Source organism: Bacillus sp. CH_48, from assembly GCF_038008465.1.
Taxonomy (GTDB): Bacteria; Bacillota; Bacilli; order Bacillales; family Bacillaceae_G; genus Bacillus_A; species Bacillus_A thuringiensis_S.
On record NZ_JBBOZF010000001.1, the window covers coordinates 4,095,710 to 4,114,913 of the forward strand.

Consider the following 19,204-nt stretch of genomic DNA (forward strand, 5'->3'; position numbering starts at 1 on the left):
TTGTTTTCAAACGAAAAACTCACTATAAGAGATAAGAGGGACGAAGATAGTGGCGTTTCATTTTTGTAAACGTAATTATTTCGTCATTGAAAATACAAAAATAAAATAAACCGCATAAAACAGAAATAAAAAAACAATCCATTTTTAAAATGGATTGTTTTTTTTTATTGGAATAATATTATTTGATATGTTGAAAGCATGAATAGCAGAATAAACATTACCTGTTTTATTTCATGCAACTGAACAAATATGATGAAAACTATGTGTATAGTTTTTTGCTTGCTTTTTCAGTAACTCTAATGAAATCATGGTCTTCATTGTTTAAAGGCAGTATTTTTAACATTATTGCTATTCAGCATTAAGCACAAAAAGGGATATATAATATTGTTATGTAAACTTAAGGTTTTAAAAGGAAAATGTAATAATTAATAGAACATGTAGAAGGAGATGCTTAAATAGTTTGAAGGATGGGAGATTATTATGGAGCATTTACAATCAATAGCACAAGCTGTTATAAGTGGTCATAAGGAAAAAGTAGTGAAGTTTATAAAGGCGAGTCCAAGTATTGTTAACGAATGTAGTGAAGATGGCTGGACACCACTTCATTTAGCAGCTTATTTTGGACAAAAAGAAATAGCGAGTTTTCTTTTAGAAAGCGGTGCAGATATACATAGTAGAGCGAAAAACGAAAATGAAAATACGCCTTTGCAAGCAGCAATCGCGAACAAGCAAAGTGAACTTGTTGCTTTCTTAATTGAAAAAGGATCAGATGTAAATATTATGCAAAGTGGTGGCTGGACAGGACTTCACGAAGCGGCATTATTAGGAAATGAAGAAATAATTATGTTACTCCTTAAAAATGGAGCTAATAAGATGATAAAGAAAAATGATGGGAAAACAGCGTATGATATTGCATTAGAAAAAGGATATGATCACCTTTTACATCATTTGAAACAGGAAGTGAACTTATGATGAATAAATGGAGTGTTGGTATATTTTTATTTAATGAAGTAGAAGTGTTAGATTTTGCAGGACCATTTGAAGTTTTTTCTGTAACTGAGGTGAATGAAGAAAAACCATTTACTGTTTATACAGTTAGCGAGAATGGAGAAATGATTACAGCAAGGAATGGATTGAAGGTACAGCCAGATTATAGTATTGAAAATTTACCACCAGTGGATATTTTAATAATTCCGGGTGGGCTAGGTGCTAGAAAATATGAAATAAAAAATGAAATAGTAATAAAATGGATTCGCCAACAAATGAAAGAAGTAAAGCTGATGACTTCAGTTTGTACAGGAGCGTTATTACTGGCGAAAGCAGGTTTACTGGAAGGGTTAAAAGCAACAACACATTGGGCTAGTATTGAAAAGTTTAAAAATGAGTTTCAAAATGTTGAAGTTATAGAAAATGTAAAGTTTGTAGATGAAGGACATATTATAACATCTGCCGGAATTTCAGCTGGAATTAATATGGCATTTCATATTGTGAAAAACTTGTTAGGTGTGCATGTTGCGGAGGACACAGCGAAGCGAATGGAGTATGATATTAGTTTGCCAAATTAAAAAGCCCGGATTGGGCTTTTTATATTGAATGAATATAGTTAAGCTCTTCATCACTCAAAATAGGGCGAACAGATGCATTTGCATTTTCTTGTGCTTGCGTTCCTGACTTCGCACCAGGAATTACAACACTTACTGCCGGATGAGAGAGTACATAGCGAAGTGCAAGTTGCCCTAGGGTCTGATTTTTTTTTGAGAGCAACCGAAGTTTCTCTACGGTTTGTAAGTCTTCTTGAAACCAAGTTTCATTTGGCCAATCTTTGCGTAAATCTCCATCTGGAAAAATTGTTTTATTTGTAAATTTTCCAGTTAAAATGCCCATTTTTAATGGACCACGAATAACAGCCCCTAGATTTTTCTCTTGTAAGAATGGTAATATATCTTTTTCTGGTTTTCGATTTAATATATTGTAATCAAGTTGTACGATATCAATTTCGTTGTTGTTATTGAAATGATGAATGTATTGTAAATCATGAGTCGAAACACCGACTGCTCTTACTTTGCCATCACGTTTTAATATGTCAAATGCACGTAGAAATGCTTCTGTTTCTCTACGATTATGCCACCAAATATGACAAAAATAAAGATCAATATAATCTGTTTGAAGACGTTGTAAACTTGTTTCAAATACGGCGATGATTTTTTCAGGAGTATCATATACAGGAACGCCATTAGGGTCGTAGTGATGTCCGATTAAACCACCTTTCGTTGATAGTATAATATCATTACGATGTCCTTTAATCGCGGTAGCCACCAACTTTTCACTATGTCCTAAACCATACACATCCGCAGTATCAATAAAATTCACACCACACTCAATGGCTTTTTTTATAGCAGTTATAGATTGTTTATCGTTAACAGGTCCCCATTCATCACCACCGATTGCCCATGCCCCAAAACCTATTTCAGAAACAGTTATTCCAGTGTTACCTAATGTGCGGTAATGCATATTTTCCCTCCTTGTAAGCATGTTATAACATGGATATGTAGGGAAGGAATTTTGTGTGTGAAAAAACTCTTCTACAATAGTAGAAAAAGAATTACAGAAACTACTATTTTATAGCAGCATGTATAAAAAAAATCGGTGTAAATATGGAAATGTCGTCGAATGCTATCTTTAATTGGTTAATTTATGGGATATTTTTGTGAAGGAGTTTATTTTATAAGAATAGAATTTAGTTTAGTAAGAAAACGTGCCGATGGTAGTGAAAAATATGGGTTAGGGGGATTTGAATGAGGAAACTCAAACGAGTAAATGTTCCTAATATACCAGAGCAGTTATCACAACCTAGTGACAAGCGTAGGATAAATAAAAAGAAGTTAAGGCGACTTATTTTAATGGTCCTTTTTATTGCAGCAACTACTCTGTACGTTCAATATATTTTAACGAAACAACAAGAAGTAATTGATAAGAAGAAAGGTACGATTACGGATCAAAAGGAACAATTAGTATCTTTAAAGAAAGATAAAGATTCTTTAAAGACTAACATAGAAAATTTAACAGACGATGAGGAAGAAATTTTGAAGTTTGCGAGAAAAGAGTATCAATTTTCTAAGTCAAATGAAACTATATTTGTGATGCCCAAGTAATGAAAAAAATAGTTAGCCGTCGCTAACTGTTTTTTTATGTATGAATGTAATGGTACAAGGAATAATCACATATTGTAAAAATGAAGAGTTTAAGCTATTTTCATAGATATGGAATATGCACTAAAATAAATGTTGTTAAAATTCTGTCAATTATATTATAATACAAGGTAAGCGGATACATTTTTTAATCAACGTTGAGTTCCTCGCTCATACGACTATTAAGAAACCCGTTATCCTCGTATACGAAAGGAAGATAGCTGTGTACGCTTCAAATACAATTTATATCGTAGGGGATGCGAAAGCACCTCAAAATAATCCCATTACTGAAAAGTTTAAAAGCTATTTCGTAGCATTTGTACTTGTTAAGGATACAGGGGAAATTGTAGATGCAGACTGCTCAGCGACAATTGCATTAACATCTCAATTTGTTAAATATTTATTTCTACATAAAAATATAAATGACCCGGCGTTAGTAATGGAAGTAAAGAACCGATATTTCGGCTCTTCTCAAAAAGCGTTACTTGTAGCGCTAAAAGATGCACAGAAAAAATATAATCAGATTGCTGCTTTGTCTACTCAATCATAGACAAAATCCAGCCGTAAGAATCATTCTTATGGCTGGATTTTTTTATTTCACATTATCATCCTACATCAAAAGTAAACGGAAACAAAGTAGAGAGATAGGAGAGTAAATGCCCAATAGGTTTACTTAATAATCTGTGGGTATAAATCTCCGGTGGATTAAAATTTCACTTCATTGGAGAACGAAAGGATGAACAAAATGAAAATTACAGATGTAAAAGTAAATCGTAGACGTGTAAAACTTCATACACCGTTTAAAACCGCGCTTCGTACTGTAACAGAAATTGAAAGTATAGATGTTTATATTCATACAGATGAAGGAGTGATTGGTAAGGGAGCTGCAGCCGCAACGCCAGTTATTACGGGTGATTTCACCAGTGGAATAGAAGAAGCGATTTTAGGACCGATGCGTTCATGTTTAATTGGTCAAGATATCATTCAGTTTCAGCAGTTACTACAGCGCATTCAAATGAGTTGTATTAGAAATTCAAGTGCGAAAGCAGCGGTAGATATCGCTTTATATGATGTATATTGCCAATATCAAAAGGTGCCGTTATATGCATTGTTAGGCGGGAAGGAAGAAATTTATACGGATATTACAGTGAGTGTGGATGAGCCTGTATTAATGGCAAAAGAAGCGAAGAAACATATAGAAAAAGGATTTCAAACATTAAAGATTAAAGTGGGTAAAGAGGCGCATTTAGATTTGGAACGTATTGAGGCAATTCGAAATGTGGTACCAAGAAATACGACATTACGTTTAGATGCGAATCAAGGTTGGAGTCCAAAAGAAGCGGTCTCTATCATTCAAGGGATGGAAAATCGTAATTTAAATATAGAATTTATTGAACAACCAGTACACGCGAAAGATTGGGATGGGTTAAAGTACGTCAAAGATCGTGTGCAAACGCCAATTATGGCCGATGAAAGTATATTTTCAGCAAGTGATGCATTAAAGCTCGTTCAAGGAAGATATGCAGACTTAATTAATATTAAATTAATGAAATGTGGTGGCATACGTGAAGCATGGCGTATTGCAGATATCGCAGAAACAGCTGGTGTGAAGTGTATGGTGGGAAGCATGATGGAATCTTCACTTTCCGTTAGTGCTGTTGCGCATTTAGCGGCAGCGCATCCTAATATTCATTATTTTGATCTTGATGCACCGCTTTGGTTAATGGAAGAGCCGGAAGGAATGACTTATTCTGGATCAAAGGTAAACCTTCAATCGACAGTGAATAGTAAGTCTTAGGAGAAGAGACTAGTAAACTATTTTTTTAAGGGGGATATATATGAAAAAAGTAGGAACTGCATTTTTAACAACTTTATTTATATTTTCATCGTTTACATCGGTAAATGCTGAAGAAAAGAAGGATAATAAAGCATTTATAGATGTATCTGCTGCAACGTTATGGACAGCACCTGATGCATTAAGGCCAATCGATACACCGAGTGCAACAAATCCAGTGGATCTATGGAAATGGACGAAATCAATGACACTTGACGAGAAACTATGGTTAACAAATGCAAATAAATTAGAAACACAAGCGTTACTCGGTCAAGAAGTAACTGTTATTGATAAGAAAGGCGAGTGGGTGAAGGTATTAGTGCATGGACAGCCAACGCCACGAAATGAAGAAGGTTATCCGGGCTGGATGCCTGAAAAGCAATTAACATATAATCAAGAATTTGCAGATAAAACAAATGAACCTTTTGTGTTAATAACAAAGCCAACAGCAATTTTATATATAAATCCTTCTGAAAAACATAAATCACTTGAAGTCAGTTATAATACAAGACTGCCGCTATTAAGTGAAGACACAATTTCATACCGTGTATTGTTGCCAAATGGTCAGAAAGCATGGCTACGAAAAAATGCTGGAACAGTTTACCGCTCTCAAACTGATATTCCAAAACCGACCGCTGATGATTTAATTAACACAGGGAAAATGTTTTTAGGTTTACCGTATATATGGGCTGGTACAAGTGGTTTTGGATTTGATTGCTCTGGCTTCACGCATACGATCTATAAATCGCACGGCATTACAATTCCGCGAGATTCTGGACCGCAATCAAGAGCAGGGGTTGCAGTTGATAAAGAAAACTTACAAAAGGGAGATTTAATTTTCTTTGCACATGATCAAGGGAAAGGTAGTGTCCATCACGTTGCAATGTATATTGGTGATGGCAATATGATTCACTCACCAAGAGCTGAAAGGTCGGTAGAGATTATACCACTAAATACACCAGGATATATAGAAGAATACGCTGGTGCTCGTCGTTACTTACCTTAAAAATAGAGGGGGTTTTTAAATGAAAAAAGTTGTTCGTTACTCATTAGTTAGTACTCTATTAGTTTCTTCATTTTTAGTTGGCTGCGCAAAAGAAAAAACTACAACAAAGCCGAAAGATGAAAAGAAAGTATTACAGTTACTAGAAACGGGTGAAATTCCGTCGTTAAACTCAGTGAAAGTCACAGATGCAATCTCGTTTAACGTTTTGAATAACGTAATGGAAGGACTATTCCGTCTATCGAAAAATGATGAAGTAATTGAGGCAGGCGCACAAAAATATGAAGTGAGTAAAGATGGAAAGACATATACATTTCATTTGCGTGATGCGAAATGGTCAAACGGAGATCCAGTAACCGCTCATGATTACGTATACGCTTGGAAGCAATTGATTAATCCAGATACCGCTTCTCAATATGCATACATTGCGTACGATGTGAAAAACGCTGAGAAGATAAATAAAAAACAACTAGGTCTAGATGAATTAGGAGTAAAAGCGAAGGATGATAAAACGTTCGTCGTAGAGCTAGAACATCCTGTACCGTATTTTACGAAATTATTAATTTTACCATCCTTCTATCCAATTAACGAAAAATATGCGAAAGAGCAAGGTGATAAATACGGATTAGAAGCAAATAAAGCGGTATATAATGGACCATTTACATTATCAGAGTGGAAGCATGAAGCTAGCTTTACAATGAAGAAAAACGATAAGTATTGGGATAAAAAAGAAGTGAAGTTAGATGAAGTAAACTATCAAATTGTAAAAGAAATTTCAACTGCGGTAAATTTATATGAAACAGATAAAGTTGATAGAGCTGTTATTTCTACAGAATTCGTGGATAAATATAAAAATAATAAAGAGCTAAAACAATATACAGATCCAGTTATGTACTTCTTCCGATTTAATGAAAATGTACCGATTCTTAAAAATAAAAATGCACGTCTTGCGCTAAGTACAGTTTTTGATAAGAAAGGACTTGCGGATTCATTTTTAAATGATGGTTCGGTTGCTGCAAACTATTACGTACCAAAAGGATTTTTAAAGGGACCAGATAAAAAAGATTTTAGAAGTACGGCAGGTGAGTTTAATAAAACTGATGTAAAAAAAGCGAAAGAATATTTGGAAAAGGCAAAGCAAGAAACAGGTACAGATGAAGTGACGTTAGAACTATTAAATTATGACTTAGAAAACTTTAAAAAAGTTGGAGAGTACATTAAAGAGCAGCTTGAGAAAAATTTACCAGGTTTAAAAGTGAATGTGAAATTGCAACCACATACGCAAAAATTAGCACTAGAGAAGAAGAAAGAATATGAAATGTCGTTATCACGCTGGTTACCGGATTATCCAGATCCAATGACTTACTTAGAAGTATTCCTTTCTGGAAGTAGTGTTAATAATACAGAATATGCAAACCCAGAATATGATGCGTTAATTAAGAAGATTAAAACAGAATTAGGTAATGATGAAAAGGCTCGCTGGAAAGCAATGCAGGATGCTGAAAAAATGCTACTTGATGATGCAGTAATTGCACCGGTATTCCAGCGCGGATTATCTTACTTACAAAAACCATATGTGAAAGATTTATATGTACATCAATTTGGTCCAGCTACAAGTTTAAAATGGGCAGATGTACAAAAATAAAAGAATGGGGAAACAGACTTCACGTATGTGATAGTCTGTTTTTTTGTACAGTTCCGAATGAAATATAGACATTTCATATGTTTTTTTACGACTTAAAAATAAAATTATTACTAAAATTCCAGTGTGAAATTTATGTAGAATCTTGTATAATTAACGTGTTTCTATGGAAACATTTTCTTGCGCTATTTCTATAGGATTTAATAGAACAAGGAAGGAAATACATACATGTATATAATAGACAAATAGAATGGAACATCATGTATAGAGAAAAAGGAGAGAAAAGATGGCGTGTCAAAGACAAGGGTTACAAGTTAATAACGATAGAAAGAGGGACAGAAGATGAAAATGAAGCATGCTTTTGGTCCTATAATTTTAGCGTGTGTGCTTTTTTTCATTATCATTCTAATCCCATCGAAAAGTTTAGTATCGCTTATTAGTGATAAGAAGGTAGAAGATGCGGCTACTTCTTTACAAAAAGAGAAATTACAAAGTGTTTTCTTACAGCAAAAAATGTTAGATAATTCACAGTATTTACCGATGTACGGTTCATCAGAATTTTTACGAATGGATGCATATCATCCGTCTAATTATTTCAAAGTAAATCCAGCTGGTTTTACACCGTTTTTAATTGGAACTGGCGGTACACAAAGTTTAGCTCATATTTTAAATATGACATCTACTATGGATGAATTAGAAGGTAAAAAAGTAGTCTTTGTTCTTTCACCACAATGGTTTACAAAGACTGGTGTATCACAAGGGGATTTCACTAATAATTTCTCCAAACAACAAGCATATCATTTTATTTTTAATGATGAGATAAATCCAGAAATGAAGAAGCAAATCGCGAAACGGCTATTAGATTATAAAGTTGTTCAAGAAGATGATATATTAAAAAATTCATTAGAAGGTATTGTATATAATGATACGAAACATAACATAAAAGCAGGTTTAGTTAAACCACTTGCTTATATGCATCGAAATATTTTAGATCATAGAGATTTATTTAACTCTTTATTTAAAATCGAACCGATGAAAGAGAAAACAAATAGCGGACTTCGTTCAATTTCTTGGGAAGACGCACGTAAACACGCAGAACAAGAAGGGAAAGCTGAGTCTACTACAAATACATTTGGAATTGAAAATCCGTATTATCATAAGAATAATCTGAAGAAAAAACTTAAAGGTTTAAAAAACTTTAGAGCAAATGAAACATATGATGAATCACCAGAATATAATGATTTACAAATTATTTTAGATTTATTTAAAGAGAAAAATGTCAAACCGCTCTTTATTTCTGTACCTGTAAATGGGCCTTGGTATGATTATACTGGATTCCCGAAAGAACGCCGTGAAGTGTATTATAAAAAAGTTCGAGAACAGGTTGAGAAAGCAGGATATCCAGTAGTTGATTTCTCTGGCCATGAATATGATAAGTATTTCTTAAAAGATACGATTCATTTGGGCTGGAAAGGTTGGATTTATTTTGATGAAGCAGTGCAGAAATTTTATTCTGAGAAATAAAGTATAGAAATCGGAATGGCTATGAGCCGTTCCGATTTTTTTAGTATAGAGGATTTTGGTGAGGACAATTTGGGAATGCATGTATATCTTGAACCTGTCTATAATCATAATGTTTCATTGCGAACTGAGCTTGATAAAGGTATTCATACACATATAATTGACCATCATGCGCTGAACATAATACGCCGGAAGTTCCTTGCCCATTTATGAAGGAAATACCGATAGGGTGTCCGATTAAGTATGGTATTTTTTGCTGCCAATGCATAGGGGAATCACTCCTTTTTGAGATAATATACGAAAAGAATGATCGAATGGTTGCTTATCCATGTAAATGTAGATGGAAAGGTGTTATATAATTCCTGAAGATTAATTCATATATAAATAAAAAACCGCTATAACTTCGAATGAATTTATAGCGGTTTTTATTATATTCTTAAGCAAGATTTTTGCGCTTTTTTGTCCATTTTTTTATAACGAAGTATAAAAGTATAAGTACGACGCCACCAATTGCAAATGATTTCACATACGGACCAGCAATATCGTTTATATTCTCCCAATTTTCACCTAGTTTTTCACCTAAATAAATGAAAATAATAGACCAAGGGATAATCGCAAGTGCTGTTAATGTAGTGAAACGTAGTAAAGGCATTTTTGTAATACCAGCAGGAATTGAAATCGCATGACGCACTACTGGAATGAAGCGTGCTGTAAAAATGACGCCAGTTCCGTAACGATTAAACCAATCTTCTGCAGCATCTATTTGTTTTTTATGTATGAAAATATATTTTCCATAACGTTCTAATATAGGGCGTCCGCCGTATCGTCCAAGCCAATAAATAAAGATTTGGGCAATAACACCGCCAATTGTACCGAATACAACTGCGCCTATAAATGAGATACTACCATTGAATACTAAGTATCCTGCATAAGCAAGGACAATTTCACTTGGGATAATCTCAATCATAAGTCCAAGCATAATGCCCCAATAACCTAATCCTTCAAAAAACGTTAATACTGAATGAATAAAACTACTTAACATTGTTGCACCTTCTAATTTATGGATTTTTGAATATATGCCCCTTTACTTAATAATATAAAAGGTTCACTATATGTATATTATACCTTATTCATATAGGGGATTGCTATTTCAATTCTTTTATGTCTCCCATAAGTATTATAGTAAAGGATATAAGCCACGTTTTCATGAAGGGTTAATGAAAAGATTATTAAAAATTTCTTATAAAAAAATAGAAGCATTTCTGCTCCTATTTTTTAAGGCTTCACATCTAAGTTCTGTAAAAATAACGTTGCTGTTACGTAACGTTTTGCTAACATTTGTACATAAGCGGTATGTACAGAAAGGGTCGCAATAATAATAGCGTTACGAATTGCTTCGCGTTGTTCGTTATTAATTTGATCGAACTTGCTTGCGATTTTATCAGCTTTTTCTTTTACGATGTTTTCAATTGTATGAACTGTATCTGTTGCATTTAGTTGTAAGCAATTCCCTTGATTGAGTTCTTCAAATAGAGAAGAGTATGCTACATATAAATGAACAGGATTGATTAAATCATCACTTCGATCGGCTGGGTCATTAACGATAAGGCGTAATAGCTTACGAATTGATTCAAAATCAAGTGCTGTTTTTAAATCTTCGACAATGAACAGTAAGGCTGCTTGTTCAATCGAATATTTTTTCCCTTTTTGAGGAGAGCCAATCATTTCTTTTATATCTCGTTTCACCCAGTTTTGCATAGCAGTTACAGAGAAACTTGTGTTTTCAATCTGATTGCCAAGCGCAACTATTTCATTTAAAGAAAAACCGACATCAGTATCGTCAATTTTAATCAGCTTTTCAAAAATAGGTGAAAGTGCGGTAGTAATAAAAGCTGTAACGCTTTGTCCGCTTTCAATATCTTTTTTATGTGACTTTGCCCAAGCTTCTTGTAAAATACCGAGAGGCTTTTTCGTATTCCATCCTCTTAGTGATAGAAGAAGGGTAGCCATTTCGTTTCGTGTGAGATGAAATGTTTCCATCTTTTCACCTCCAAAATAATAAAAAGTTCTTATGAACTTATAATATGTTTTGTTTCATTTAAAGTCAATTCTGTTTTGCTTAATTTTTCCTTTGTCACCAAACTGTCGGAAGTAAATAATACTTGCATATTTCGACAAAAGTTCATATAATAAGTTCATAAGAACCTTTAAAATGTTCTTAAAAACAAATCTATCATTCTGAATTTACTAGAAAGATAGATTTCACATATATCTATATAAAAGGAGAATGGATATAATATGTTGAAAAAACTTGTAGCAGTAATGACAGCATTTATGGTTATCTTTAGGGCTAGCAGCTTTATGTTCGTAGATCATGCGGCAGCGAAAAGTTACAAATCTGGTAAAAAATCATTTACACCAAGTTCAGGGCAAAAGTCAAAAGTTGATTTAAACAAAAAAGACTCAAATGTAAATTCTCAAAAAACGACTCCAGATTCAAAAACGAAAGCAACAAACACAGCACCAAAAAGTAATAAAGGAAGCTTTATGAAAGGTTTATTACTAGGTGGTCTTGGTGGTTTACTAATGGGTAGCTTATTTGCAAATATGGGAGCTCTTGGTTCTGTATTAGCGTTTATGGTAAATATGTTAGTAATGGCTGGTATCGTAATGTTAGCAGTTCGTGCATTTAAATACTTCAAAGACCAACGTAAAAAGAAGGCAGATGAAGTAGCATGGAAACAATAAAAATTTCTGAACAAGAATTAATAAATGCGCTTTGCGTATATATAGCTGAAAAAAGACAAGTGGGTCCAGAAGAAGTGTTAGTTGAACTCATGTATGACGATGACTACGGTTTCTCTGCGGAAGTAGAGGTAAATGGTCGCCAGCAAATTTTAATTCAAGCAAACTTAATCGAAGCATTACGCTTATTGCTTGACAGAGAATATAATGTCAATTCATTCGCAGCGAGATTACAGCTTGAATTAGATGATGAAGAAGGTATTTACGCATTAGCGAAATTTAATAACTCGGATGAGTAGAGAAAAGAGCTGTTGAGAATAATCTCAGCAGCTCTTTTTAGTATGTGCATATGTAGAAGAATAATCACGCCAAATTTCATTCATCTTTCGTCTACCGATATCTACCATCGGATTAAACTGAATTGCAGCTTTCTGACGAACAGAGTGAACGTTTTGAATGGCGTGATATAATTGTTGGTCGACTATATCACGTTTTTTACTTGCATATTTAGCAATTGATAGACCTGCAACAGTTCCTTGCGCCATCGCAATTTTTCCGCTTTCAATGCCTGTAATATTGCCAGCTACAAATAAACCTGGAAGAGGGGTTTCCATTGTTTCGGAATGGAGAGGAACGTGTCCGCCTAATTCTGAAATGTAATGGAAGGGACAACCAGCTACAGCTGCAAGTTCGGCAAGTGGGTATAATCCCCCGGCAATACAAACAAAATCTGCTTCATATATTTTCTCTGATCCATTAATAACATTTCCTTTAGAGTCAATATTAGCAATACGTACACCTTCAACTTGATCTGTTCCGATAATTTCAAGAGCTGCTTTCCGAAGGTGAAGTGGCGTTCCGTTTATTTTCATTCCGCTGTTTGGATAGAATGTTAATCCAGCTTTTCGAATCCAATCATATTTCATAAAGTGGCTACCTATTCGTAAAATAGCAGAAGGAGCGAGATGTGCTGCATTTAAAAGAGAGTTTAAAACTTCTTCAGGTTCACCAGCTTTTTGACTTAACTCGCTTTTTTCAGGGAGTACAATATGATCTACTTTAATTCCCGCTAATTGCAATTCACTTAAAATGGCGAAAGACAAAATGTTAGCACCAATAATGATTCCTTTTTTTCCAACTTGCACGCGATGAACATTTGTCATAACTTGAGCTGCTCCAATTGACATCACTCCTGGAAGTGTCCAGCCTGGAAGGGGAATAGAATATTCCGCAGCACCAGTAGCAAGTAGTACGAACGGTGCTTCTAACGTACCGATATTAGTATGTACAAACCAATTGTTTTCATCTTTATCTAAATTATAGACCGAAACACCGCACCTGATATGTACTGAAAGTGATTCTGCTTCTTCATGAAGTCGCTTCGATTCTTCTATTCCGTTCCACCATTCTCCAGTAGGCTCTTGATGCAACTGTCCTAACAATCTCCCGCCCGGCTTCATAAATTCATCAATAACGAGCACTTTTAGTCCGAAACGAGCACAAGAGATAGAAGCAGATAATCCCGCTGGTCCTGCACCAATGATAATTACATCACTCATCGTTTTTTCACCATCTCTCTCACGATATTCGGATGCTGTTTCCCGCTTTCAACAACCATGTTTTCTTCTACAACAGTTAAGCATGCGCGTACATTTGTTTGATTATTTACTGTCACGCGGCATTCGGAACAGTGCCCGATATTACAATAAATACCTCGCGGTGTCCCGCTATCTTCATGAACTCTTAATGTCCGTATTTCATTTGCTAACAGGGCAGCAGCTATCGTTTCATGTTCATATGCTTCGTATTGATGACCGTTAAATTGAAAAGTAATACGCTCACTACTTTGTAAAGTACCTAAAATAGGGTGATGTGTAATTCTATTCATTTACTTTCACCTACCGATCCAAAAGTAACTGCACGTATTGGTGGTTGATATTTTAACGGTAGTTCATTAAGAGTTACGTCAGGATTCGCATTTTCTATCATTCGATCTATCATTATTCTGCATGTGCGACCACCGCAAAATCCCATGCCAGCACGTGTTCTTAGTTTTAATTCTCTTGCCGAGCAGTTATATTCAGCAATTGTCGATTGAAGTTGTCCATATGTAACCTCTTCACAACGACAAACGATTAAGTTGTTTTTATTTGTCATATGTATTCCTCCTCTAGTTCGGTTTGCACAAATTATATATGCAAAAATCATGCCAATATAGAGGGGAGAGGGCTACCTATAAACGCCTGATTGGTGCATACTGATTCTTTATTGAAGTCCGAGTTTCTTTAAACGGTTATATAAAGTAGCCCTTGTTACGCCAAGTTGTTTTGCGCATTCTAATTTATTCCCATTTAAAATTCGTAAAGCCCTTTCAATAACTTTTTTCTCATGCTCATCCATCTCTTCTTGTAAAGAAAGGATTGTATTATTGTTGCTGAGTAATAGGGAATGAGCTGTATGGTTGTCTAAAGTTTCAGTCGTATGAAATGGTAAATATTCTTGTTTTATAATTCCGTCTGTTGCGAATACCACAAGCCGTTCAACAACGTTTCGAAGTTCGCGAATATTACCTGGCCAATTGTAATGAAGCAGTTCATGCATAATGCTTGAAGGTAGGTCACGAATTGGTCGGTTATAGTTGATCGAAAAATCGTTTAAGAATGAGTATGTGAGTTCGATAATATCCTCTCGTCTTTCACGCAGCGGTGGAATATGCAGGCTAACTACATTTAAACGATAATATAAATCTTCTCGGAAAGTTCCTTTTCTCATTTCTTCTTGTAAATCCCGATTTGTAGCAGCGATAATGCGGAAATCAATATTAATTTCTTTTTCTCCGCCAACTCGGTAATACTTTCGTTCTTGTAGTACACGTAACAGTTTTACTTGCATATCGAGCGGCATTTCGCCAATCTCATCGAGGAATAAAGTACCGCCTTGTGCGAGTTCGATTTTACCTTTTTTCCCTTTACTATTCGCTCCAGAAAAGGCCCCACGCTCGTAACCGAATAATTCACTTTCAAATAAAGCTTCTGGAATTGCCCCGCAGTTAATCGAAATGAAAGGCGCCTTCGCTGCTTCACTTGCTTCATGAATTGCTTTCGCAAATACTTCTTTTCCAACTCCGCTTTCCCCAAGTATTAAAACAGTTGATTTCACCGAACAAACTTTTCTAGCTAATTGTATCGTTCTTTGTATAACAGGACTTTTCCCATTCATCGCAAGGAATGGATCGGATTCATCTTTATACTTTGCCACTTCTTGTTCTAAACGGTGCATTTCATGTGACATATTAAATAGTTTTTCATTTAAAGCGACTTGATTTGTAACATCTGTTTCTGAAACGACTGCTCCTATAATTTCATCATTACAATAAACTGGATTTGAATTAATTAATACGAATAAATCGGGACGAGGCTGATGGAACTGAGCGACTATATTTTTTCCATCATGTAAAGATTGTAAAATTTCCAAGTCTTTATAATCAAAAAAACGAGTAATCGGTTGCCCAATAATCTCATTATGGTTGACTGAAAATATTTTTTCAGCACCATCTGTCCAAGTTCGAACGCATTCTTTACTATCAATGACTGTAACAGAAGAGTCAGTTGTTTGTATTACGGTGTTATAAAATGACTGTAGTTCATTGTAGGACTTATAAAGAAATGGAATCATTTGCTGAGAGGTTATACAGAATATCGGCTCATCGTTTTCGTTAAGGATGATAACAGCTAATTCATAAGAAAAAGCGTCAATTAATGCAGTGAATGAGTCATCTACATAAATAATGGCGCAATTATATTCTTCTGTAGTAGAAGGGAGATAATAAAACCTTCCGTTTACTTGCTTAATGTGATTAAGGCTACATGTATGATCGATTAAAATACTTTCCAAAAACTCTTGTATAGTCGGAAATGAAAATGCCATAATATCCTCCCGTTATGTATAAAAAATTTGACAGTGATAAAAAAATAATACACCTATTTACTATAAATTTGAATTATTTTTACAAATAAAAATATTGTTTATGGAAATTGTATATGTGCAGAATTGGCACGTCAATTGCATAAAAGAAAGTGAGAGGTTTAGGGAAAGGAGGAGTATATTGTGAGGCACTGCGACGTTTTAATTATAGGTGGTGGAATAATAGGGTGTTCTATCGCTTATTACACTTCAAAATACGGAAGAGACGTAACAATCATTGAAAAAGGAGAATTTGTCAGCGGGACGTCTTCACGGTGTGATGGGAATATTTTGGCCATTGATAAAGACCCAGGGTTTGATAGTCAAATGTCTTTAGTAAGTCAAAAATTAGTAACTGATTTAAGTGAAAAATTAGAGCATTCATTTGAATATAGGGCACCAGGAAGTATTCTCGTATGTGAGTCAGACGAAGAGATGGAAGCTGCGCAGCAATGGGTAGATCGGCAAAAAGAAGCTGGATTACCGTTTCGAATGCTTGATAGGCAAGATATAAGAGAAGAGTCGCCTTTTTTTGCTGATGATTTATTAGGCGGTTTAGAATGTGCGACGGATTCAACTGTGAATCCATATCTCCTTGCTTTCTCGCTTCTGTCAGAGGCACAAAAGTTTGGCGCAAAAGCCTTTAAGCAGACCGAAGTAAAGAGTATGAAAATAGAGACGAATGGTTCATTTGTTGTAGAAACTACGAATGGTACTTTTACAGCAAAACAAGTTGTAAATGCAGCCGGTGTGTGGGCTCCTAAGATTGGTCAGATGTTAAATGTAAATATACCAATTGAACCGAGAAAAGGGCATATTATAGTAGCATCAAGGCAACAACATGTAGGATGCCGTAAAGTAATGGAATTCGGTTATTTAATTTCTAAATTTGGCGGAAAAAGAAAAGTAGATGCTTTAACTGAAAAATACGGGGTTGCGCTCGTATTTGAGCCTACTGAAAGTCAAAATTTCTTAATTGGAAGTAGTCGTGAATTTGTAGGGTTTCATACGAGAATAAACAATGAAGTCATTAAATGTATCGCAAATAGAGCGATTCGCTTTTATCCGAAAATGGCAGATATGATGGTAATTCGTTCTTACGCTGGTTTACGTCCGTGGACAGAAGATCATTTGCCGATTATTTCACGAGTGGAACATATTCCGAATTATTTCATTGCCGCTGGACATGAAGGGGATGGGATTAGTCTTGCAGCAGTTACTGGGAAAGTAATTGAAGAGTTATTAAATGAAAAAGAGACAATTATTCCTATTGAACCACTTCGTTTGAGTCGTTTTACAGAAAGGGTGTTAAACGGATGAGGTCACAAAGAGTCTTTACGACTATTGATACACATACGGGCGGGAATCCAACGAGGACATTAATTAGCGGACTTCCAAAGTTGATTGGAGAGACGATGGCAGAGAAGATGTTACATATGAAAAAGGAATATGATTGGATTCGAAAATTGTTAATGAATGAACCGCGTGGTCATGATGTAATGTCAGGGGCATTATTAACAGACCCGTGTCATCCTGAGGCTGATATAGGTGTTATATACATAGAGACAGGTGGATACTTACCAATGTGCGGTCACGATACAATCGGTGTATGTACAGCGTTAGTTGAATCAGGTTTAATTCCAGTAGTTGAACCGATTACTTCTTTAAAACTAGATACCCCGGCTGGCTTAGTGGAAGTAGATATTGCTGTTCAAGATGGAAAAGCAAAAGAGGTATCTTTCTGTAACATACCAGCTTTTTTATTGAAAAATATTACTGTACACGTCAAAGACATTGGAACTGTAGAGGCTGATATTGCGTATGGAGGGAATTTTTATGCCATTATTGATGCGAAGTCAGTAGGCCTAGAATTAGTACCAGAAAATGCATCTACAATCATCGATAAGGCGATTCATATAAGAAACACAATTAATGAGAAGTTTGAAATCATTCATCCAGAGTATTCGTTTATTAGAGGATTAACACATGTTGAATTTTATACAGATGCTACTCATGAATGTGCGCATGTGAAAAATACAGTTGTTGTACCACCAGGCGGAATAGATCGATCCCCATGCGGTACAGGAACATCTGCGAAGCTAGCTGTATTATACGCTCAGAAAGAAATCAAAATTGGTGAAGAGTTCATTCATGAGAGTATCGTTGGTTCTTTATTTAAAGGATATGTCGTGAATACGACACATGTTGAAAATATTGAAGCTGTCATAACGAAAATTACGGGATCAGCTTGGCTTATGGGTATGCATAAATTTTTTTACAATGAAATGGATCCACTCAAAGAAGGATTTTTGCTAATTCCGCCGATGGAACATGAAACGGAGGATATAAAATGAACATTCAAAAAATGTATACAGCAGTAGACGTACATGTAAATGGCGAGGCATTTCGTGTAATGAAGGACGTACCATGCAAATACTATTACAGTTTGGAGCAATTAAATGAACAATTTTCAGGTGAATTAGCAGAAGAGATGAAGCTTTTATTAAATGAACCACGTGGTTTTATTGGTTTGAATGGGTGTATTGTCGTTCCATCTATCCATAATGAAGTAGATGCAGCTGTATTATTTTTTAATCATGAAGGTTCGATTCCGCTTCATTATGGGGGCATTGTTGCGGTAATAACGATGTTACTCGAAAGTGGGTATTTAAAAAAGAGAGAGTCCAATCAATACAAAATTGAAACGTTATCTGGAATATTTTTAGTTCATGCGTATGTAGAGAATGATGAAGTTGTATCTGTTTCGTTTGAAAGCAAACTTTGCTATTTGATTGAGGAAAATTTACAGGTTGGTAATGTAAGTTATTCTCTCATACAAGCAGATAAAGTATATGCAGTTGTAGAAAAAGGTGCGTATTCGCCAGAAATTCGTGTTGAAAACATTCCAGAATTGAAAAGATGGGGAGAAGCTACACTGCAGGTTATACAAAAACAGTCGCTAATAAAAAGGCTTATTTTAGTAGATCCTTCGCAAAAAGAAAAGAACCATATAAAGTCGATTACATTTCATGAAGATAACTTTATCGTACGTTCGCCAGGTTTTGTTTCTACTATCGTTTCCTATGTTCATGCGTTATTTAAAAATGATTATATGGCGGATAAACCTTTTAAAAATGAAAGTATATTTAATAGTTTTATAACTGTGGAAAAAGTGAAGAAGGAGGAGCTAGGATACATTTTCCGTTTTGAAAGTAGAGGATTTATTACAGGAATGCAGACGTTTCTATTAGACCCTACGGATCCATTTCCGGCAGGGTTCTTATTAAAATAAAATGTGATAAGGAGAG

21 protein-coding genes are annotated in these 19,204 nt (G+C 35.0%); 13 read left to right on the forward strand and 8 right to left on the reverse strand.

From position 1 onward, the window contains the following. Nucleotides 1-480: 480 nt before the first annotated feature. On the forward strand, nt 481-972 hold the full coding sequence (locus N2V92_RS20595) for an ankyrin repeat domain-containing protein (RefSeq protein WP_000400675.1): 492 nt from the start codon (nt 481-483) through the stop codon (nt 970-972). Beyond that, the gene (locus N2V92_RS20600; protein WP_000981426.1) at nt 969-1,565 is read left to right on the forward strand and encodes a DJ-1/PfpI family protein; all 597 of its coding nucleotides are present in this window, start codon (nt 969-971) and stop codon (nt 1,563-1,565) included. Before N2V92_RS20595 ends, N2V92_RS20600 begins: the two co-directional genes overlap by 4 nt. Nucleotides 1,566-1,584: 19 nt before the next feature. Here N2V92_RS20600 and N2V92_RS20605 read toward each other — a convergent pair whose 3' ends face one another. Continuing rightward, a complete protein-coding gene (locus N2V92_RS20605) occupies nt 1,585-2,511 on the reverse strand; it encodes an aldo/keto reductase (RefSeq protein WP_000559370.1) in 927 nt (308 codons plus the stop codon). A gap of 284 nt (nt 2,512-2,795) precedes the next feature. Here N2V92_RS20605 and N2V92_RS20610 point away from each other — a divergent pair, with 284 nt between their 5' ends. The 6 genes from N2V92_RS20610 (at nt 2,796) to dltD (ending at nt 9,191) form a co-directional block, all read left to right on the forward strand. After that, nucleotides 2,796-3,152 (forward strand): FtsB family cell division protein, encoded by a 357-nt coding sequence (locus N2V92_RS20610; protein ID WP_001228728.1) that lies wholly within the window; start codon nt 2,796-2,798, stop codon nt 3,150-3,152. A 259-nt stretch (nt 3,153-3,411) separates the two neighbouring features. Further along, nucleotides 3,412-3,738 (forward strand): DUF3870 domain-containing protein, encoded by a 327-nt coding sequence (locus N2V92_RS20615; RefSeq protein ID WP_000271314.1) that lies wholly within the window; start codon nt 3,412-3,414, stop codon nt 3,736-3,738. Between the two features lie 186 nt (nt 3,739-3,924). After that, nucleotides 3,925-4,986, forward strand: a complete 1,062-nt coding sequence (locus N2V92_RS20620; RefSeq protein ID WP_127057672.1) for a dipeptide epimerase — start codon at nt 3,925-3,927, stop codon at nt 4,984-4,986. Nucleotides 4,987-5,026: 40 nt separating this feature from the next. Further along, entirely contained in the window at nt 5,027-6,028 is a 1,002-nt protein-coding gene (locus tag N2V92_RS20625; protein ID WP_042598086.1) for a C40 family peptidase, read from the forward strand. Nucleotides 6,029-6,047: 19 nt separating this feature from the next. Then, entirely contained in the window at nt 6,048-7,670 is a 1,623-nt protein-coding gene (locus N2V92_RS20630; RefSeq protein ID WP_042598089.1) for a peptide ABC transporter substrate-binding protein, read from the forward strand. A gap of 339 nt (nt 7,671-8,009) precedes the next feature. Continuing rightward, the gene (dltD, locus tag N2V92_RS20635) at nt 8,010-9,191 is read left to right on the forward strand and encodes a D-alanyl-lipoteichoic acid biosynthesis protein DltD (protein ID WP_000782293.1); all 1,182 of its coding nucleotides are present in this window, start codon (nt 8,010-8,012) and stop codon (nt 9,189-9,191) included. Between the two features lie 40 nt (nt 9,192-9,231). Here the strand turns inward: dltD and N2V92_RS20640 are convergent, their stop codons facing one another. The 3 genes from N2V92_RS20640 to N2V92_RS20650 form a co-directional block, all read right to left on the reverse strand. Beyond that, nucleotides 9,232-9,456: a hypothetical protein gene (locus N2V92_RS20640; RefSeq protein ID WP_042598090.1), complete on the reverse strand. Its 225-nt coding sequence runs from the start codon at nt 9,454-9,456 to the stop codon at nt 9,232-9,234. 168 nt (nt 9,457-9,624) lie between these two features. Beyond that, on the reverse strand, nt 9,625-10,230 hold the full coding sequence (locus N2V92_RS20645) for a DedA family protein (protein ID WP_000952913.1): 606 nt from the start codon (nt 10,228-10,230) through the stop codon (nt 9,625-9,627). A gap of 233 nt (nt 10,231-10,463) precedes the next feature. Then, a complete protein-coding gene (locus tag N2V92_RS20650; protein WP_000447231.1) occupies nt 10,464-11,228 on the reverse strand; it encodes a DUF1836 domain-containing protein in 765 nt (254 codons plus the stop codon). Between the two features lie 258 nt (nt 11,229-11,486). Here N2V92_RS20650 and N2V92_RS20655 point away from each other — a divergent pair, with 258 nt between their 5' ends. Both N2V92_RS20655 and N2V92_RS20660 read left to right on the forward strand, forming a co-directional pair. After that, on the forward strand, nt 11,487-11,936 hold the full coding sequence (locus N2V92_RS20655; RefSeq protein ID WP_170264820.1) for a hypothetical protein: 450 nt from the start codon (nt 11,487-11,489) through the stop codon (nt 11,934-11,936). Next, nucleotides 11,924-12,232, forward strand: a complete 309-nt coding sequence (locus N2V92_RS20660; RefSeq protein ID WP_000447759.1) for a YxcD family protein — start codon at nt 11,924-11,926, stop codon at nt 12,230-12,232. Before N2V92_RS20655 ends, N2V92_RS20660 begins: the two co-directional genes overlap by 13 nt. 24 nt (nt 12,233-12,256) lie before the next feature. Here the strand turns inward: N2V92_RS20660 and N2V92_RS20665 are convergent, their stop codons facing one another. The 4 genes from N2V92_RS20665 to N2V92_RS20680 form a co-directional block, all read right to left on the reverse strand. Continuing rightward, nucleotides 12,257-13,492, reverse strand: a complete 1,236-nt coding sequence (locus N2V92_RS20665; protein WP_042598093.1) for an NAD(P)/FAD-dependent oxidoreductase — start codon at nt 13,490-13,492, stop codon at nt 12,257-12,259. Continuing rightward, complete coding sequence (locus N2V92_RS20670) at nt 13,489-13,821, reverse strand: (2Fe-2S)-binding protein (RefSeq protein ID WP_001080019.1); 333 nt, start codon at nt 13,819-13,821, stop codon at nt 13,489-13,491. The genes N2V92_RS20665 and N2V92_RS20670 overlap by 4 nt, the downstream gene beginning before the upstream one ends. After that, nucleotides 13,818-14,090: a (2Fe-2S)-binding protein gene (locus N2V92_RS20675; RefSeq protein WP_000182619.1), complete on the reverse strand. Its 273-nt coding sequence runs from the start codon at nt 14,088-14,090 to the stop codon at nt 13,818-13,820. Before N2V92_RS20675 ends, N2V92_RS20670 begins: the two co-directional genes overlap by 4 nt. 108 nt (nt 14,091-14,198) lie before the next feature. Further along, a complete protein-coding gene (locus N2V92_RS20680) occupies nt 14,199-15,860 on the reverse strand; it encodes a sigma-54 interaction domain-containing protein (RefSeq protein WP_000885737.1) in 1,662 nt (553 codons plus the stop codon). Between the two features lie 180 nt (nt 15,861-16,040). Here N2V92_RS20680 and N2V92_RS20685 point away from each other — a divergent pair, with 180 nt between their 5' ends. From N2V92_RS20685 to N2V92_RS20695, 3 genes are read left to right on the forward strand one after another with little or no spacing between them, the layout of a single operon-like run. After that, nucleotides 16,041-17,216, forward strand: coding sequence for an NAD(P)/FAD-dependent oxidoreductase (locus tag N2V92_RS20685; RefSeq protein ID WP_001215272.1), 1,176 nt, complete (start codon nt 16,041-16,043; stop codon nt 17,214-17,216). Next, nucleotides 17,213-18,250, forward strand: coding sequence for a proline racemase family protein (locus N2V92_RS20690; protein ID WP_001257537.1), 1,038 nt, complete (start codon nt 17,213-17,215; stop codon nt 18,248-18,250). Before N2V92_RS20685 ends, N2V92_RS20690 begins: the two co-directional genes overlap by 4 nt. Then, on the forward strand, nt 18,247-19,188 hold the full coding sequence (locus N2V92_RS20695) for a proline racemase family protein (protein ID WP_042598095.1): 942 nt from the start codon (nt 18,247-18,249) through the stop codon (nt 19,186-19,188). Before N2V92_RS20690 ends, N2V92_RS20695 begins: the two co-directional genes overlap by 4 nt. Nucleotides 19,189-19,204 lie beyond the last annotated feature (16 nt).

Excerpts from the sequence above, each read along its gene's own strand:
- N2V92_RS20680 (WP_000885737.1), bottom strand. The coding sequence starts at position 15,860 with ATGGCATTTTCATTTCCGACTATACAAGAGTTTTTGGAAAGTATTTTA.
- N2V92_RS20625 (WP_042598086.1), top strand. The coding sequence starts at position 5,027 with ATGAAAAAAGTAGGAACTGCATTTTTAACAACTTTATTTATATTTTCA.
- N2V92_RS20650 (WP_000447231.1), bottom strand. The coding sequence starts at position 11,228 with ATGGAAACATTTCATCTCACACGAAACGAAATGGCTACCCTTCTTCTA.
- N2V92_RS20640 (WP_042598090.1), bottom strand. The coding sequence starts at position 9,456 with ATGCATTGGCAGCAAAAAATACCATACTTAATCGGACACCCTATCGGT.
- N2V92_RS20605 (WP_000559370.1), bottom strand. The coding sequence starts at position 2,511 with ATGCATTACCGCACATTAGGTAACACTGGAATAACTGTTTCTGAAATA.
- N2V92_RS20695 (WP_042598095.1), top strand. The coding sequence starts at position 18,247 with ATGAACATTCAAAAAATGTATACAGCAGTAGACGTACATGTAAATGGC.
- N2V92_RS20660 (WP_000447759.1), top strand. The coding sequence starts at position 11,924 with ATGGAAACAATAAAAATTTCTGAACAAGAATTAATAAATGCGCTTTGC.
- N2V92_RS20690 (WP_001257537.1), top strand. The coding sequence starts at position 17,213 with ATGAGGTCACAAAGAGTCTTTACGACTATTGATACACATACGGGCGGG.
- N2V92_RS20600 (WP_000981426.1), top strand. The coding sequence starts at position 969 with ATGATGAATAAATGGAGTGTTGGTATATTTTTATTTAATGAAGTAGAA.
- N2V92_RS20595 (WP_000400675.1), top strand. The coding sequence starts at position 481 with ATGGAGCATTTACAATCAATAGCACAAGCTGTTATAAGTGGTCATAAG.
- N2V92_RS20645 (WP_000952913.1), bottom strand. The coding sequence starts at position 10,230 with ATGTTAAGTAGTTTTATTCATTCAGTATTAACGTTTTTTGAAGGATTA.
- N2V92_RS20675 (WP_000182619.1), bottom strand. The coding sequence starts at position 14,090 with ATGACAAATAAAAACAACTTAATCGTTTGTCGTTGTGAAGAGGTTACA.
- N2V92_RS20670 (WP_001080019.1), bottom strand. The coding sequence starts at position 13,821 with ATGAATAGAATTACACATCACCCTATTTTAGGTACTTTACAAAGTAGT.
- N2V92_RS20620 (WP_127057672.1), top strand. The coding sequence starts at position 3,925 with ATGAACAAAATGAAAATTACAGATGTAAAAGTAAATCGTAGACGTGTA.
- dltD (WP_000782293.1), top strand. The coding sequence starts at position 8,010 with ATGAAAATGAAGCATGCTTTTGGTCCTATAATTTTAGCGTGTGTGCTT.
- N2V92_RS20630 (WP_042598089.1), top strand. The coding sequence starts at position 6,048 with ATGAAAAAAGTTGTTCGTTACTCATTAGTTAGTACTCTATTAGTTTCT.
- N2V92_RS20665 (WP_042598093.1), bottom strand. The coding sequence starts at position 13,492 with ATGAGTGATGTAATTATCATTGGTGCAGGACCAGCGGGATTATCTGCT.
- N2V92_RS20610 (WP_001228728.1), top strand. The coding sequence starts at position 2,796 with ATGAGGAAACTCAAACGAGTAAATGTTCCTAATATACCAGAGCAGTTA.
- N2V92_RS20655 (WP_170264820.1), top strand. The coding sequence starts at position 11,487 with ATGTTGAAAAAACTTGTAGCAGTAATGACAGCATTTATGGTTATCTTT.